The sequence below is a fragment of the Gordonia sp. NPDC003376 genome (assembly GCF_053589235.1).
On the sequence record NZ_JBSFRM010000003.1, the window covers coordinates 185238 to 201971 of the forward strand.

Below are 16734 nucleotides of genomic sequence, written 5' to 3' on the forward strand. Positions count from 1 at the left end.
CGGCGGACACGGGCACATGACGGTCGATCGGCGTCGTGAGTGGTCGCGGGCCTCGCCGATCACTCGATGCGGAACACCGGGATCTGTGGCGCGAAACGGGCGAGATCGTCGGGACCCGCGTCGACGGTCATACCCTCCGGCAGGAAGCGCTTGACCTCCCATCCCCACGCCTTCAGGTATGGAGCGATCACAGCGGGGCGCTCGGCGACGTCCACCTCGACCAGGCGCACCCCACGGCTACGGCGGCCCCGGCGGAGTTCGGCGGTCGGCTCGACGCGCACATTGCGCACCCATTGGCTGTTGCCGCGCGGCGACACGAGGTACTCGGTGCCGTCGACGCGCAGCGGGTTGACCGGGACCCGTTGCGGCCGGCCGGACCTGCGTCCGGTGACGGTCAGGGTCTGCGCGCCGGCCAGGTTGACACCGTGGTCGACCAGCCACCGGGCGAGACGATTGAACGTTGCGTCGAAGCCCTGGGGCGGGCGGTAGTGGGTGGCGTCCATGCGGATCTCCTCGTCGTCCGATTCTAGAGAGCACTGCTCTCGTCCTGATCATGCACCGATCCTCCGAGGATTTCAAGAGCACCGCTCTCTCCTGTGGCAGGATGTGCGAGATGACCCGCCGAGCCCAGACCCGCGCCGAGAACCGCGAGGCCATGGAGACCGAGATCCGCAGACTCGCCCGTGAACACCTGCGCACCCACGGCGCCGCCGGATTGTCACTGCGGGCGATCGCCCGGGATCTGGGCGTGGTGTCGTCGGCGGTCTACCGGTACGTCCCCAGTCGGGACGACCTGCTGACCGCGCTCCTGGTGGAGGGTTACACCGACCTCGCCGACGAGGTCGAGGCCCGAATGGACGCGGTCGACGCCGATGACCACCGGGCCCGCATCGTGGCCGGGGCGGGTGCCGTGCGCGCCTGGGGTGTCGGCGACACCGCACGGTGGATGCTCCTGTACGGAAGCCCGGTGCCGGGCTATGCTGCCCCACCCGAGCGCACCGTCGGACCGGGTACCCGTGTGCAGGCGCGACTGCTCCGCGAGATCGCCGACGCCGAGGCCGCCGGAGTACTGCATCCCGCTGCGCTTGTCACCGCGCCGCCGGCCGGTTTCCTGAGGGGTGCGCGTGCGGAGTTCGCACTGGTCATCTCGGACGAGTCGCTCGCGGCGGCGGTCACCCTGTGGTCGACGATCGTCGGCATGGTCAGCCTGGAGATCTTCGGTCAGTACGGACCGGATCTCGATGACGCCGACGCCTTGTTCGCGACCCAGCTGGGCACCGCACTCACCACCCTGTTCGGCTGACCGGTGCGCGTCCGCACCGTCGACGACGCACGATCAACGGAAGTGGCGCCCAGTCAACGGGAAGTGGGGCCCGGTCAACGGGAAGTGGCGCCCGGTCAATGGGATCGGACGATGCCCTGTGATTGTGCTTCAGTGATCGTGGTCGAGTAGGACGCCCTCGCGACGCGAGGCCGACCGGCCGTCGCAACCTCGAAAGAACACGACATCGGCACCACCCCCGAAGCGGTCACTCGCCGCGCGCCCGATCGGGGTTGCCGGTCATGCGGGGCGGGTACGGGCGGTGCAGGTGAGGCGGAACGGGGCCGGGCGAAGCGTGCCGCGTTCGCGCATGTCCGGTGCCGAACGCGCATCGTCGGCGGGATCGGCGAAGGCCAGGTCGAAGGCGTCGGCGATCCGCGAGATCATCAGCGCCGACTCCTGCATCGCGAAGGCCCGTCCGATGCACGATCGCGGTCCGGTGCCGAACGGTGTGAAGAAGCGATCGGGGAACTCCCGCAGTGCTTTCGCCTCCCAGCGGTCCGGCCGGAAGGTAGCGGCGTCGTCTCCCCAGATGTCGGTGTCGCGCTGCGACGACAACGCATGCACCAGCACGGTGTGGCCCGCCGGGATGTCGTAGCCACCCAGTTGCTGGTCGACACGTGCGGTGCGGAAGTAGGCGGGCACCGCCGGCCACAGTCGCAGCGCCTCGTTGAGCACCGACCGCGTGAACTTCATACCCGCCACCCCGGCGTAGTCGAATCCACGCATCCCGGCCTCGGCCCGCACCCGGGCGGCGAGGTCGGGATGACGGGCCAGGTACCACACCACCGTCTCCAGCAGCGCCGCCGTCGTCTCGTGACCGGCGACCAGGAAGGTCAGCACCTGATCGCGGATGTTGTCGTGCGGCAACATCTCTCCGGTCTCCGGGTCGGCGGGGTTCAGCATCAGCCCGAGCAGGTCGTCTCGCTCGGGTTCGCGTCCGGCGACCCGGTCGGCGACGATCCCGTCGACGTAGGCGCGCACCCGGTCGAGGCCACCGGCGAACGAACGTCGTTGCCATGCACCACGGATCGGGCCGATGACGGGGAGATCGTTGGACGACTCCGACGCCCACGACAGCACCGTGGCCAGGGTCCGGAGCAGATCGGCCACCTCCGGCTGCGGGCCCGCCTCGGAGAACAGCCCGAGATCGCGGGAGAACCCGGCGCGGGCGATCACCTCCAGCGTCGCATCGGTCATCGCCCGGTGGACGTCGACCACCGGGTTCGCCGTCCACGACGCGACGAGATCGTCGGCCACCGACATCATCGCCTCGTGATAGACGCGCAGTGCACCCTGCGCGAAACCCGGGTCGAGGATGTGACGGGCCTGCGCCCACAACGGATCCCGGGTTCGCGCGGTGAACAGTCCGGACCCGGTGATCTCGCGGAACTTCAACGTCGGACCGGCCAGGGCCCGCGCCCACCGCTGCTCGTCGTTGCACTCGGCGGCCAACCGGCCACCCGCGACGATCGTCAGGTGGATGTCGAGCAGTTTGCGCTCGTAGATCGGTCCGAGGGTCGTGGCCAGCTCCATCTCGTGGAGGGTGGGCCGACGGCGATCGGCGCCGAAGATGTCACCGAGCACGAGCACGCGGGGACCGGGATGGGGAAACCGGGTGTCGAGCTGCACCCGGTCATCCTGCCATCTCGGTCCCGCGTCGGTGAATCAGCGCGTGAACCGGCCGATCACCGCCGGTCGGTGCGGGCGATGTCGACGGTGACGCCGTCACCGAGTTCGATCGCACCGGCGGCCGCGGCGTCGGCGGAGATCACCTCGAAGTCGACGGCCAGCACCTCACCGGCGATCAGCCCGGCGTGGGTCCGCGCCCACTCGACCCGCTCGGCCGGGACGACCATCCGGACCTCGATCCGGTCGGACACGTCCAGACCCAGGTTGCGACGGGCATCCTGCAGTTCGCGGACACGGTCCTTGGCCCAGCCCTCGGCCTCGAGCTCCGGGGTCACGGTGATGTCGAGGACCACCAGACCGCCACCGCCGGGCAGCTCCGCGGTGGACTCGGGTGACTCGGCGACCAGCTTGCGGGTGTACTCCCCCTCCTGCAGGGCGATGCCGTCGGCACTGACCACCTCGGTACCGTCGGCAGCGGTGCGCATCTCCCAGTTGCCGGCCTTGACCGCCTTGATCACCCGCTGGACGTCCTTGCCCAGACGCGGACCGGCCGCACGTGCGTTGACGACCAGCTCGTTGCGGCCGTAGGCGGCGGTGTCGGTCGACAAGGTCACCGACTTCACGTTCATCTCGTCGGCGACGAGGTCGGTGTAGGGACGCAGCAGTTCGGCCCGCGGGGAGGCGACCGTCAACCCCGGCAGGGGCAGCCGGACGCGCAGCTGGTTGGCCTTGCGCACACTCGACGCGGTGGAGCACACCGCCTGCACCTGGTCCATCGCCGCCACCAGATCCGGGTCGGCCGGCAGGTCCGACGCCGCCGGCCAGTCGGTGATGTGTACCGACCGACCTCCGGTCAGGCCACGCCAGATCGCCTCGGTGGCCAGCGGCAGCAGCGGTGCGGCCAACCGTGCCGACACCTCGAGCACCGTGTAGAGGGTGTCGAAGGCGTCCGGGTCGTCGTTCTGACCGGCCCAGAACCGGGCGCGTGAACGACGCACGTACCAGTTGGTCAGCGACTCGACGAACTCCCGGAACGACTCACACGCACCGGCGATGTCGTAGACGTCGAGGGCCTCGGTGATCTCGTCACGGGTGACGGCCAGCTTGGCCAGGATGTAGCGGTCGAGCACATTGGTCGAGTCGGTACGCCAGGTCGCCGGCTTGTCCGCATACAGCTGCAGGAAGCTGTAGGCGTTCCACAGCGGCAGCAGCGCCTGCCGGACGCCCTCACGGATACCGCGCTCGGTGACCACCAGGTTGCCGCCGCGCAGGATCGGTGAGGCCATCAGGAACCACCGCATGGCATCGCTGCCGTCGCGGTCGAAGACCTCGTTGACGTCCGGGTAGTTGCGCTTGGACTTGCTCATCTTCTGGCCGTCGTTGCCCAGCACGATGCCGTGCGCGGCAACGGTCTTGAACGCGGGCCGGTCGAACAGTGCGGTCGCCAGGACGTGCAGGTTGTAGAACCAGCCACGGGTCTGCCCGTTGTACTCGACGATGAAGTCGCCCGGATTGTGCGGCAGCACACCGCTGTTCGGGTCGCCGTCGAACCAGTCGGCGTTCTCGAACGGGTAGTGCACCTGGGCATACGGCATCGACCCGGACTCGAACCAGCAGTCGAGCACCTCGGGTACCCGACGCATCGTCGAGCGTCCGGTCGGGTCGTCGGGATTCGGCCGGGTCAGCTCGTCGATGTAGGGACGGTGCAGGTTGCCCGGGCGCACCCCGAAGTCCCGCTCGAGGTCGTCGAGCGAGCCGTACACGTCGGTCCGCGGGTACTCCGGGTCGTCGGAGACCCACACCGGGATGGGCGCACCCCAGTACCGGTTGCGGCTGATGTTCCAGTCGCGGGCACCCTCGAGCCACTTGCCGAACTGGCCGTCGCGGATGTGCGACGGCGACCAGGTGATCTGCTGGTTGAGCTCGATCATCCGGTCCTTGATCGGGTCGACGGCCACGAACCACGAGGGCACCGCCATGTAGATCAGCGGCTGCCCCGACCGCCACGAGTGCGGGTAGGAGTGCTCGATGGTCTCGTGGCGCAGGATGCGGCCGGCGGCCTTGAGGTCCTTGATGATCACCGGGTTGGCGTCGAAGACCATCAGGCCCTCGTACGGCGGCACCTGCGAGGTGAACCGGCCACCCGGATCGAGCGGTTGCACCACCTCGATGCCGTTGGCGGTCGCGACATCCATGTCCTCCTCACCGAAAGCCGGTGCGAGGTGGACGATTCCGGTGCCGCTGTCGGTGGTGACGTAGTCGGCGGTGAGGATCCGATGCGCATTGGGGTGGCCGACGAAGAAGTCGAAGGGCGGGGTGTACGACAGCCCGGCGAGGTCGGCGCCGACATACGTGGCCACCTCGGTGACCTCACCGAGTTCCTTGGTGTAGGCGCCGACGAGCGCCTGTGCGAGCAGGTATCCGACTCCCTCGGCGGTGCGCACGTGGGTGTACGTCACCTCGGGGTGTACCGCGATCGCGAGATTGGACGGCAGGGTCCACGGTGTGGTGGTCCAGATCAGGGCGTTGACTCCGTCGAGACCGGCCAACGCGTTGTCGGACGGAACCGTCAGCGGCATGGTGACGGTGACCGCCGGGTCCTGACGCATCCGGTAGGCGTCGTCGAGCTTGGACTCCTGGTTGCTCAGCGGGGTCTGCTCGTACCAGGAGTACGGCAGCACGCGGTAGCCCTGATAGATCAGCCCCTTGTCCCAGAGCCGCCTGAACGCCCATATGACCGACTCCATGAAGTCGAGGTCGAGCGTCTTGTAGTCGTTGTCGAAGTCGACCCACCGGGCCTGACGGGTCACGTAGTCACGCCATTCCCCGGTGTAGCGGAGCACCGAGTCACGGCAGAAGTCGTTGAACTTCTCCACGCCCATCGTCTCGATCTCGCCCTTGTCGGTGATGCCGAGCTGCCGCTCCGCCTCCAGCTCGGCGGGCAATCCGTGGGTATCCCAACCGAATCGGCGCTCGACGCGCTTGCCACGCATGGTCTGGTACCGCGGTACCACATCCTTGACGTATCCGGTCAGGAGGTGGCCGTAGTGCGGCAGTCCGTTCGCGAACGGCGGGCCGTCGTAGAAGATGAACTCCTCGGCGTCGGCGCGGTTGGTGATGGACGCGGTGAAGGTCTCATCGGCGTCCCAGTAGGCGAGCACCTTCTGCTCGACGTCGGGGAACGACGGTGCACCGTGGCCGTCGCCGCCGGTCATGTCGACCACCGGGTACGCGCGTGACGCGCCACTTCCGGTGGCGGTGTGGGAGCGGGTGGACTCGTCGCTCATCGTGGGTCTCCTCGTGCCTTGTGACCACTGTGCTGGGTTCGCCAGGTGTTGGGTCACCACTGTGTTCGGCACGGGGACGCGACGATCGCTCGGCGCGCGGTACCACCCCGTTTGCATCGGTGGGCCGATGCCTCTCGGGATCTCCGCCGATCATCGGGTGATCGGCGGGATCGTCGGCTGTGACGGGCCGGCCCGCCCGGTTCTAATGGGCATCCGCGGTGGTGGACGCCGTTCTTCCGGGTGCTCCCCGGTGATGGCCGGATCAACGCGTTGTCCAGTGTAACGATCCCGGACCTGCCGATTCCACTTCGCCCCTGCCCGCCCGGTGGACGAACGGGCGGGGCGTCGGCTCCCGGTGACGTGGGCTCCCGGGGCGTCGGCGCCGGTGGGCGACGGCTCCGGTCGTGTCAGGTCCGGGGGTGTCAGGTCCGGGGGTGTCAGGTCCGGGGGTGTCAGGTCCGGGGGCGGCGGTCGTTCGGATCGGGATCACACCGGACCCCGGACGGCGCCATCACGGATGCGAGCAGCACCGGGACGGGAGCGCCACCGGCATCGGGAGGTCACCCGGGTCCGGGTATCACCGAGACCGCAGCATCACCGAGACCGCAGCACCACCGCCCGGGGAATCACTCGGACGGCGGCCGCCACTCGGGATCGAGTGGATCGATCTTGCGCGGCGGCTGCTGCTGCGGCTGCTCGGGCGCCGACGGACGAGCGTCCTGACCGGCGTTGCCCGGTCCGTTCTGGGCAGGGCCGGTCTGGGCCGGCCCATTCCGGACGGGGCCGGTGTGAGGCCGAGACGGCATCGGCTGCTGCGCACCCGGCGTGGGCGGCATCCCCGGTCGGGGCGCTCCCGGGTGAGGGGAACCCTGCTGGGGCCCGGGCACCGAATGCTGTCCCGTACGCGGGACGTCATCCGCGCCCACCGAACGCAGGTAGTCCGCATAACCGCCACCGGTGTTGGGCGGCTGAGGAGACCGGGGGCCAGGTGAATTCTGCGGGACCGGGGAATTCTGCGGACCCGGCGCGGTCGGCTGCCCGGCACGGGGTGCGGCACCGCCCGGCGCCTGCGGGGTCCCGGTCGAGGCGGGATCGACCTGTGGGTTGGGTCCGGATCGTGGTTCGACGACACCCTGCCACAGCGCCTGTCGTTCCTGTTCCGGTGAGACCCGGACGTCTTCCCCGGCGTCCGGTTCGGTGGCACCGTCGGCGCCGCCAGTCGTCTCGTCGACATCGCTCTCATGGTCGGCAGGGCCGAAGCCGAACCCACCACCGGAGTCGGCAGGAGCGTCGTCACCACGTCGTGAGGAGCGCACGATGTCGGCGATCAGGAAGATCAGACCGACCAGACACACCACGATGCAGGCGACGGCCAGCCACACCGTTCCGGTGACCAGACCGACCACGAGCAGGACAAACCCGATGAGGGTGGCCGCAAGGGCCAGAATCAGCACGTCATCCGCTTACTCGACGGCTCAGCTCTGCGAGTAGCTGCTGAACCCGCCGTTGCCGGGGTCCGTGGAGAAGGACTGGTCCGCGGGACGTCCATTCTCCACCGGTGCGGCACTACCCCGCTGCTGCAACTCCTCGAGCTGCGATTCGAGGTAGGTCTTGAGCCGGGTACGGTATTCGCGCTCGTAGATCTTGAGCTGCTCGATACGGCCCTCGAGGACACCACGTTGCTGGTTGATGGTGCCCATGATCTCGGCATGCTTGCGCTCGGCGTCGCTCTGCAGGGCGTCGGCACGTTCCTGCGCCTGACGCACCTGGGCCTCCGAGCGGGTCTGTGCGTCGGCGAGGATCGCCTCGGACCGCTGACGGGCGTCGGTCAGCATGGCCTCGGACTTGCTCTGCGCCTCGGCCACCATCGAATCCGCACGCTGGCGGGCGTCGGTGAGCAAGGTGTCGGCCTCCTGGCGCGACGACGAGGTCAGCCGATCGGCGGTCTCCTGCGCCAGGCCCAACACCTTGGCGGCACGGACATGGGCGTCCTCGTCGGGGACGGCCTGCACCGCAGGAGCGACCGGCGGCGCCACGGGCTCGGCGGGCTGCGCGACCGGGAAGACCTGGGTGTGGTCCTCGGAAGGTGCCGGACCGGCCTGTACGCCGGACTTGGCGGCGGCGAGTTCCCCCTCGAGCTCCTCCACCCGCTGCTTCAGGTCCGAGTTCTCATCGATCAAACGGGCGAGCTCCGCTTCGACGAAGTCGAGGAACTGGTCGACCTCGTCCTCGTTGTAGCCGCGCTTACCGATAGGCGGTTTGCTGAACGCGACGTTGTGCACATCAGCTGGTGTCAGCCGCATGTCGGTTCCCCTCAATGTCGTTCGAGCTTCTCTACTTGTTGGCAGTCGATCTCAGGTGACGAAAACACCATCCAGTACAGACTGTCACTGATCATTCATACCAGTCAAAATCCGTAACTGGAGTTCCATCCTGTCACATCCGAACCGTTTGCGGCAGTCCGCCGATGTCGTCCTGCAATCAAACAGTCACTCAACTATGACATCTCGACGACCCTGTGCGGGTCAATCGGTGTGCCGATCCCGGCTCGCCATGATTCGACTCGCAGTGATCCGGTTGCACCTCACCGCTCCGTGACCCGACCCTCCGGCCGAGTGCCGTCACATCAAGCCGAGTGCCGTCACATCAAGCCGAGTGCCGTCACATCAGGCCGAGTGCCGAGGCCGCCGCGCCGGCGCGGAAGGAATTGACCACCTGCATCGCGATGATGACGACGATCATCACGATCATCAGCGACAGATCCAGACGAACCGGACCCAACGGGATGGGTGGGAGGATGCGGCGCAACAACTTGATCGGGGGGTCGGACAACGTGAACACGATCTCGATGATCACCACCACGATGCCGGTGGGACGCCAGTCCCGCGCGAAGGTCCGAACCAGCTCCACCACGAGCCGCGCGAGCAGCAGGAGCCAGTACACGAACAGGACGTAGTAGATGATTTCGAAGAGCATTGCCACATCTCAAGAGTGCCTGACAGCCGACACCCGCGGCGGCACCGGTACCCACTACCGGCGCCGACCGCGGGTGCGCTGTGTTCTGACTGACGAACGAACCCGGATCGGGTGTGTTCAGGACTGGTTGTAGAAGCCGGTCTCGGCGATCTTGCGCCGGTCCTCGGCCGAGACGTCGATGTCGGCCGGCGACAGCAGGAACACCTTGGTGGCGACCTTGTCGAACGAGCCCCGCAGGGCGAAGGCCAGCCCGGCGGCGAAGTCGACGAGGCGCTTGGCGTCGTCGTTGCTCATGTTGACCAGGTCCATGATCACCGGGTTACCGTCACGGAAACGCTCACCGATGGTGCGGGCCTCGCCGTAGTCGGACGGACGCAGCGTGGTGATCTTGTGCAGCGGACCGTCGGCGAACACTCGTTCCAGCTCCCCACGCTCTGCATTCATCGATCGCGGCGCCGAAGCGGCCCGCAGGGTGGCACTGCTCGAACGCTGCAACGGCTCGAGGCGAGCGACCGGCCGCACCCGCTCGGGACCGAGATCGGCACCGTGACGACCACCGGCGTAGGTGTACTCGGGCGCACCGGCGTACTCGTGGCCGTAGGAGCCACCGCCGTAGCGACGTTCGTCGGCATAGCCCTGTTCGGTATCGCGGTAGCCGGCCTCCGCGTAGCCCTCGGAACCGTAACCGTCCGACGCGTACCCCTCGCGGTAGCCGCCGTCACGGTACGAGGCATCTCCGTCACGGTAGGAGGTGTCGCCGTAGTACTCGTCGCGGTAGGCCCGCTCACGGGCGGCCGCACCGCGCACCGGGCCCGGACCCGGCTCGTCGAGGTAGTCGTCCTCGTACTCGCTCGGAGGCACCATGCCGAAATACGCCTTGAATTTCTGCATCGTGGTCATGTGCGGGCCTCTCTGTCGTCCGACGCTCTAGAGCGGTGTTGCAGCTGTTGCCGGTGTGTGAGTTGTTCTCGTTGGTTCTGCTGTGACCAATGTGATTATTGAGAGAGTATCGGCCGAGATCCCATGATCGCGGTACCGACACGCACACATGTCGACCCGTACTCGACGGCGAGTTCCATGTCGCCGGACATGCCCGCCGACAGCTCGCCCGCCTCGGGATACCGGTCCAGGAAGCCCGAGCGGACCCGCGCGAGCTCGGCCATCCAGTGTCGCGGCTCCCCCGACAGGGGCGTGATCGCCATCAGACCGCGGAGCCGCAACGCCGCGGAGTCGGCGACCTGCTCCGCCAGCACGGGCAACCCCGCCTCGACCACCCCGCCCCGCTCCGGATCGCCATCCAGGCTGACCTGGACGAACACACCGAGCGGGTCGGACCGCTCGCCGGTGTCGAGGGCTGCCGACGCTCCCCGGTCGAGGGCCTCGACCAGTCGGTCACGATCCACCGAGTGCACCGACCGGGCCCAGCGCGCGACCGTGCGGGCCTTCTTGGTCTGCACCGTCCCGATCATGTCGAAGACGGCACCGGAGGAACTGACCTCGTCGGCGATCTCGGCGATCTTGCGACTCGCCTCCGGTTCCCGCGATTCACCGAACTCGCGCTCCCCCAGCCCGATGAGTCGCGTCACATCACCCGCGGGAAAGAACTTCGTGACCACCAGCAGCTCCACCTCGCCGGGTGCCCGGCCCGCGGCGTCGACGGCGGCGGTCAGCCGCTCCCGCACGCCGCCCAGCCGTTGCGCGAGCTCGGCGGTCCGGGCATCGGTCACGATTGCCGCGTCCCCTCCGGAGACGATTCCGGGTGCGACGATCCCGGGTGCGACGATCCCGTCCGACCGGTCTCCGGGTCGATCCAGATGACCGACGCGAGGCGACCGGTGGGCGCCTGCCTGCGATGGCTGAACAGGGTGACGTCGGAGATGGTGCAGCGCGGATCCACCGCGACCGCACCGACCCCGGCGGCCAGCAGTTGCCGCCTGAGTCCGGCGCGCAGGTCCAGGCCCGCCGTACCCTGACGGGTTCGGCAGGCGCTGCCCGGCAGGTGTTCCTCGACGTCGCGCTGCATCGCGTCGGGCACCTCGTAGCGTTCGCCACTCGCGGCCGGACCCAGGAATGCACCGATGCGCTCGGGTCGGGCACCGAGCTCGATCATGACGCGCAGGACCGCCGGGACGATCCCGATCCGCGCACCCACCCGCCCCGCGTGCACCCCGGCGATGACACCCGCCTCGTCGTCGCCGAGCAGCACCGGGACACAGTCCGCCGACAACACCGCCAGCGCCACCCCTGGCGTGGTGGTCACCAGCGCGTCGGTCGCCGGCAGGGTGATCCACCCGTCCTTGCGTGGAGCGGTCCGCGCGGTCGTGTCGTCGACGACGGTCACGTTGCGGCTGTGGATCTGTTCCATCCAGATCACCGAATCGTCGGGCAGGCCGATCTGGCCGGCCAGTCGCGAGCGGTTGGCGCTCACCGCTGCCGGGTCGTCGCCGACGTGGTCACCGAGGTTGAACGAGTCGTACGGCGCGCGGGACACGCCACCGGCTCGGGTGGTGACCACCCGGCGCGTGCGGGCGGCGGTTTCCGCCCCGTCCGCACCGGTGGTCGATTCCGTCCCGCCCGGGGTGCGTTCGGAGCGGGTCATCTCAGCGCTTCATGAACGACGGGACGTCGACGTCGTCGTCGTCGATGGTGACGCTGTTGCGGCGCGGCCGCTCCGGCGCGGACTCGCCGGCGAACGGATCACCCTTACCGGTCGGCATGTCGCCGAACAGCGGATCGTTCTTGGGCGCCGACGCGACCGAACCGGCCTGTCCGGCACCGACCTTGCCCGGACCGGCTGCGGTGGCGGGCACGTCGGCCCGCTTGCGCGGGCCACCGCCGTCGAAACCGGCCGCGATGACGGTGACGCGGACCTCGTCGCCGAGGTTGTCGTCGATCACCGTGCCGAAGATGATGTTGGCGTCCTCGTGCGCCGCCTCCTGGACCTGGGTGGCCGCATTGTGGATCTCGAACAGACCGAGATCACTGCCACCGGCGATCGAGATGAGTACGCCTCGCGCACCCTCCATCGAGGCCTCGAGCAGCGGCGAGTTGATCGCCGACTCGGCGGCCTTCCGGGCGCGCTCCTCGCCACGCGCCGAACCGATGCCCATCAGGGCACTGCCGGCATCGCTCATCACACCCTTGACGTCGGCGAAGTCGACGTTGATCAGACCCGGGGTGGTGATCAGGTCGGTGATGCCCTGCACACCGTTGAGGAGCACCTCATCGGCGCTGCGGAAGGCGTCCATCAGGCTCACCTGGGCGTCGCCGAGCTGCAGCAGCCGGTCGTTGGGGATGACGATCAGGGTGTCGCACGACTCGCGCAGCGCGGTGATACCGGCCTCGGCCTGGTTGCCACGCCGCTTGCCCTCGAAGGCGAACGGACGCGTGACCACGCCGACGGTCAGTGCGCCGAGCTTGCGGGCGATCGACGCGACGACCGGGGCGCCACCGGTGCCGGTGCCGCCGCCCTCACCGGCGGTCACGAAGACCATGTCGGCGCCCTTGAGGAGCTCCTCGATCTCGTCGCGCGCATCCTCGGCGGCCCGGCGACCCACCTCGGGGTCGGCGCCGGCACCGAGACCACGCGTCGAATCACGGCCGACGTCGAGCTTGACGTCGGCATCGCTCATCAACAACGCCTGGGCGTCGGTGTTGATCGCGATGAACTCGACTCCCTTGAGTCCCTGCTCGATCATGCGGTTCACGGCATTGACGCCGCCGCCGCCGATGCCGACGACCTTGATCACGGCCAGGTAGTTGTGCGGTGGCGTCATGACGCTCGCCTTCCTTGTTGTTCGAAAAAACCCTAAACCTCAACCATAGATATAGAGTTATGTCAAGTACTTGATGTTGGGTTTCAAGCTATGCACCCATACCCCGCTGGGCCAGCAACGCTCTCGGCGTGTCGCCAAGTCGTGTCCACCCTGATGCCGAAAACGCCCGCCGAGACCCGAGATCACGCACGACGGCCTTGCGGAAAATGCATTTCCGGAAAAGTGCACACCGTCATTTGTACGCCGGGAAATTCGGACTCGACACGTTGTACTCGGTTGCCTTGCGCGTCAACAGGTATTCCAGGGTGCGCGCCTTCTCCGCCCCCTGGGAGTCGTCGCCCCACACCACGGTGCGATTCCCGGTGAGCCCGAATTCGATGCCGACCGGTGACGACGCGGTCACCGTCTTCACCAGCGACTTGATGTTCGCCGGCAGATCGGCCACCACCCCGAGCGCCGCCTTCGTGGTGGGATCGGCGGGACCCGGTGTGGCCGTGTGAAACACCGGCAGCTTCTTGATCTCCGGGGGCGCCGACCCCGCGTTGTAGGTGAGATAGCCGACGCCGAACCGGTCGAGGACGTGCAGCTTGTCACCCTCGGTGACCAGCGCCACGGGGGTGCGTTCGACGATGGTGATCTCCAGCGTGGACGGATAACCCCGTTGCACTCGCGCCGATTCCACCGAGGGGATGTCGGCGACCCGGCGGGCCACCGCCTCGGTGTCGACCTGCAGCAGCGGGGTGCCCTGCGCGACGTCGGCCGCGCCGAGGACGGTCATCCCCGGAATCGAGTGATTGCCCGCGATCTCGGTGTTGCGCACCGACATCAGCGGGGTGAGATAGGCGACCAGCACCAGGGCCACCACGATGACCACCGTGGTCGCGATGCCCACCAGGATGCGCGTCCGGCGGCGCTGCGGCACCAGCCCCATCAGGCGTCCCCGACGATGCTTTCCTTGTCCGACGCGCGATCGGCCAACGCGGCAAGGATTTCCGGACCCTGCATGGTGATGTCACCGGCACCGAGGGTGAGCACGATGTCACCCGGCCGGGCCAACTCGGTCAGCAGCGACGCGAGTGCGGACAGATCCGCCGCGAAATGCCCGGGCGCCGTGAGCTGATCGACGATCAGTGCGCCGCTGACGCCCGGGATCGGCTCTTCCCTTGCGCCGTACACGTCGGCCACTACCACCTCGTCGGCCAGGCTCAACGATGCCGCGAATTCCTCGGCGAATTCCCTTGTCCGCGAGTACAGATGCGGCTGGAACACCGCGATGACCCGATGCCCCGCCCCGACCTGTCCGCCGGCTGCATCCGATTCGCGGGACCCGTTCTGTGCGCGGGCCTCGACCATGGCCCGCGCGGCGGTCAGCACCGCGGCAACCTCGGTGGGATGGTGCGCGTAGTCGTCGTACACCTCCACGTCGTCGGCGCGGCCCTTGAACTCGAAGCGACGACGCACCCCACCGAAGGCCTCGATCCCGGCGATCACCTCGGCCAGGTCGCCGCCGGCCCGCACCGCACCGATCGTCGCACCGATGGCATTGCGCGCCATGTGGATTCCGGGGATGGTCAGGTTCAGGGTGATCGTGGAACCCGGATCGGCCGGGTCGGCGAGCGGGTCGCCGAGGTGGACCACCACCCGCGATCCACCGGCCACCGTCGACCAATCGACCAGCGTCGCGGCCATCCGCACACCGTCGGGCACCTCGGCATCGGGTGCGCCGTAGCCGAGAACCGCCACGCCGCGCTCGGCGAGCGGTCCCGTGCACCGCGCCGCGAGCGCCGCGGCCCCGGGGTCGTCGAGACACACCACCAGGGTGCCGCCGGGCCGAATCCGGTCGACGAAGGCGTCGAAGACGGCCACGTACTTCTCGACGGTGCCGAAGAAGTCGAGGTGGTCGGCCTCCACATTGGTCACCACGACCACATCGGGCCGGTACTCGAGCAGCGAGCCGTCGCTCTCGTCGGCCTCGGCGACGAAGACCTCACCGCTGCCGTGGTGGGCATTGGTCCCGGACTCGTTGAGCTCACCGCCGATCGCGAACGACGGGTCGAGACCGCAGTGCTGCAGCGCCACCACCGCCATCGACGTGGTGGAGGTCTTGCCGTGTGTCCCGGCCACCAGCAGCGTGCGGTAACCGGCCATCAGTTCGGCGAGCACACGTGGCCGCAACAGCACCGGGATCCCGCGGGAGCGGGCCGCGACGAGTTCCGGGTTCGTCTTGGGGATCGCGGCGTGCGTCGTGACCACCACCGACGGCCCGCCCGGGATCTGGTCGAGCGCCGACGGCGAGTGGCCGATCTGGATGTGGGCCCCCCGGGTCCGCAGCGCGAGGATGCCTCGACCGGACTTGGCATCCGAGCCCGACACCTGGCCCCCGCGCGACAGCAGAATGCGTGCCAGACCCGACATCCCGGCGCCACCGATGCCCACCATGTGGACCCGGCGCAGGTGTTCGGGCAGGTCGCCGACGCGCTCGGGGGTCATCGGCGACTCCCCCGCCTGCGGCGGTGACCGGCGTGGAACTCCTCGGCGAGGGCCAGTGCGGTCTGTGCGACCTCGGTCGCGGCGTCCCGGTGACCGGTGCCCGAGGCGGCCGCCGACATCGCGGCCAGGCGCCCGGTGTCGGCGAGCATCGCCGGCACCTCACGGGCCACCCAGTCGCTGGTGATGTCGTCGTTGTCGACGAGCACGCCGCCACCGGCCTCCACCACCGGCAGGGCGTTGAGCCGCTGCTCGCCGTTGCCGTGCGGCAGCGGGACGTAGACGGCGGGCAGGCCCGTCGCCGACACCTCGGCGACGGTCATCGCGCCCGAACGGCACATCACCAGGTCGGCGGCTGCATAGGCCAGGTCCATACGCTTGAGGTAGCCGACGCCGCAGTACGGCGGCGCGTCGGGCGGGGACGCGGGCGCGATCGAGTTCTTCGGCCCGTAGGCGTGCAGCACCCCGATCCCGGCCCGGCCGAGGGCGTCGGCAGCACCGGCGACGGCGTCGTTGAGCTGCTGGGCGCCCTGCGATCCGCCGAACACCAGCAGCGTCGGCGCGTCCTCGTCGAGCCCGAAGTAGTGCCGGGCCTTGGCACGGAGGGCCGGGCGGTCGAGTTCGGTGATCTGGCCGCGCACCGGAATGCCGACCACACGGGCATCGTCGAGACCCGAGCCGTCGACGGCGGCGAGCACGGCGGCGGCGAACCGCGCGCCGACCTTGTTGGCGATGCCGGCGCTGGCGTTGGCCTCGTGGATCACGATCGGCAGCCGGCGGCGGGCGCGTAGATGACTCTGCGCGGCGAGATAGGCGGGGATGGACACGTAGCCGCCGAAGCCGATCACCACGTCGGCGTCGACCGCAGCGAGGACCCGTCGGGTCGCCATCACCGAGCGGGCCAGCCGCATCGGGGTGCGCGCGAGCTCGAGTCCGGGCTTTCGGGGCAGCGGCACCGGCGGGATCAGCGACAACTCGTAGCCGCGTTCGGGGACCAGGGTGGTCTCGAGTCCGCGGGTGGTGCCCAACGCGGTGATCCGGGCGTTCGGGGCCAGCCGCCGCACGGCGTCGGCGACGGCCAGTGCGGGTTCGATGTGTCCGGCGGTTCCGCCGCCTGCGACCACCACCGACAGCGGCCGGCCGTCGGTGTCGTCGCCCGGTGCCGAGTTCACGGTTTCTGCCTTCCCTGTTGCCGACTTCACCGGCACTCCACTTCCTTCGCCACCCGTGGGCGGCATCGTCGATCACCCGCCCA

Annotated in this window: 14 protein-coding genes; 1 reads left to right on the plus strand and 13 read right to left on the minus strand. The window is 68.9% G+C overall.

The features are described 5' to 3' along the window. Positions 1-59: 59 nt before the first annotated feature. Positions 60-503: a nitroreductase/quinone reductase family protein gene (locus tag ACWDUA_RS04850; RefSeq protein WP_449749868.1), complete on the minus strand. Its 444-nt coding sequence runs from the start codon at positions 501-503 to the stop codon at positions 60-62. Between the two features lie 110 nt (positions 504-613). Here ACWDUA_RS04850 and ACWDUA_RS04855 point away from each other — a divergent pair, with 110 nt between their 5' ends. After that, on the plus strand, positions 614-1303 hold the full coding sequence (locus ACWDUA_RS04855) for a TetR/AcrR family transcriptional regulator (RefSeq protein WP_449749869.1): 690 nt from the start codon (positions 614-616) through the stop codon (positions 1301-1303). 258 nt (positions 1304-1561) lie between these two features. Here the strand turns inward: ACWDUA_RS04855 and ACWDUA_RS04860 are convergent, their stop codons facing one another. The 12 genes from ACWDUA_RS04860 to murG form a co-directional block, all read right to left on the minus strand. Then, a complete protein-coding gene (locus ACWDUA_RS04860) occupies positions 1562-2953 on the minus strand; it encodes a cytochrome P450 (protein ID WP_449749870.1) in 1392 nt (463 codons plus the stop codon). Between the two features lie 56 nt (positions 2954-3009). Beyond that, positions 3010-6240, minus strand: a complete 3231-nt coding sequence (gene ileS, locus ACWDUA_RS04865; protein WP_449749871.1) for an isoleucine--tRNA ligase — start codon at positions 6238-6240, stop codon at positions 3010-3012. A gap of 626 nt (positions 6241-6866) precedes the next feature. Continuing rightward, complete coding sequence (locus tag ACWDUA_RS04870; RefSeq protein ID WP_449749872.1) at positions 6867-7694, minus strand: hypothetical protein; 828 nt, start codon at positions 7692-7694, stop codon at positions 6867-6869. Positions 7695-7715: 21 nt separating this feature from the next. After that, entirely contained in the window at positions 7716-8543 is an 828-nt protein-coding gene (wag31, locus tag ACWDUA_RS04875; RefSeq protein WP_449749873.1) for a DivIVA-like cell division protein Wag31, read from the minus strand. Between the two features lie 358 nt (positions 8544-8901). Further along, a complete protein-coding gene (locus ACWDUA_RS04880; RefSeq protein ID WP_449749874.1) occupies positions 8902-9216 on the minus strand; it encodes a YggT family protein in 315 nt (104 codons plus the stop codon). Positions 9217-9333: 117 nt separating this feature from the next. After that, positions 9334-10116, minus strand: a complete 783-nt coding sequence (locus ACWDUA_RS04885; protein WP_449749875.1) for a cell division protein SepF — start codon at positions 10114-10116, stop codon at positions 9334-9336. Positions 10117-10211: 95 nt separating this feature from the next. Continuing rightward, the gene (locus ACWDUA_RS04890) at positions 10212-10943 is read right to left on the minus strand and encodes a YggS family pyridoxal phosphate-dependent enzyme (protein ID WP_449749876.1); all 732 of its coding nucleotides are present in this window, start codon (positions 10941-10943) and stop codon (positions 10212-10214) included. Then, positions 10940-11815, minus strand: coding sequence for a peptidoglycan editing factor PgeF (pgeF, locus tag ACWDUA_RS04895; protein ID WP_449749877.1), 876 nt, complete (start codon positions 11813-11815; stop codon positions 10940-10942). Before pgeF ends, ACWDUA_RS04890 begins: the two co-directional genes overlap by 4 nt. Before the next feature lies 1 nt (position 11816). Continuing rightward, the gene (ftsZ, locus tag ACWDUA_RS04900) at positions 11817-12992 is read right to left on the minus strand and encodes a cell division protein FtsZ (protein WP_449749878.1); all 1176 of its coding nucleotides are present in this window, start codon (positions 12990-12992) and stop codon (positions 11817-11819) included. A 232-nt stretch (positions 12993-13224) separates the two neighbouring features. Then, positions 13225-13923 carry a cell division protein FtsQ/DivIB gene (locus ACWDUA_RS04905; RefSeq protein WP_449749879.1) on the minus strand — a complete coding sequence of 233 codons (699 nt, stop codon included), beginning with the start codon at positions 13921-13923 and terminating at the stop codon, positions 13225-13227. Beyond that, positions 13923-15482, minus strand: coding sequence for a UDP-N-acetylmuramate--L-alanine ligase (gene murC, locus ACWDUA_RS04910; protein ID WP_449749880.1), 1560 nt, complete (start codon positions 15480-15482; stop codon positions 13923-13925). Before murC ends, ACWDUA_RS04905 begins: the two co-directional genes overlap by 1 nt. Then, entirely contained in the window at positions 15479-16717 is a 1239-nt protein-coding gene (gene murG / locus ACWDUA_RS04915; protein WP_449749881.1) for an undecaprenyldiphospho-muramoylpentapeptide beta-N-acetylglucosaminyltransferase, read from the minus strand. The genes murC and murG overlap by 4 nt, the downstream gene beginning before the upstream one ends. Positions 16718-16734: the final 17 nt, after the last annotated feature.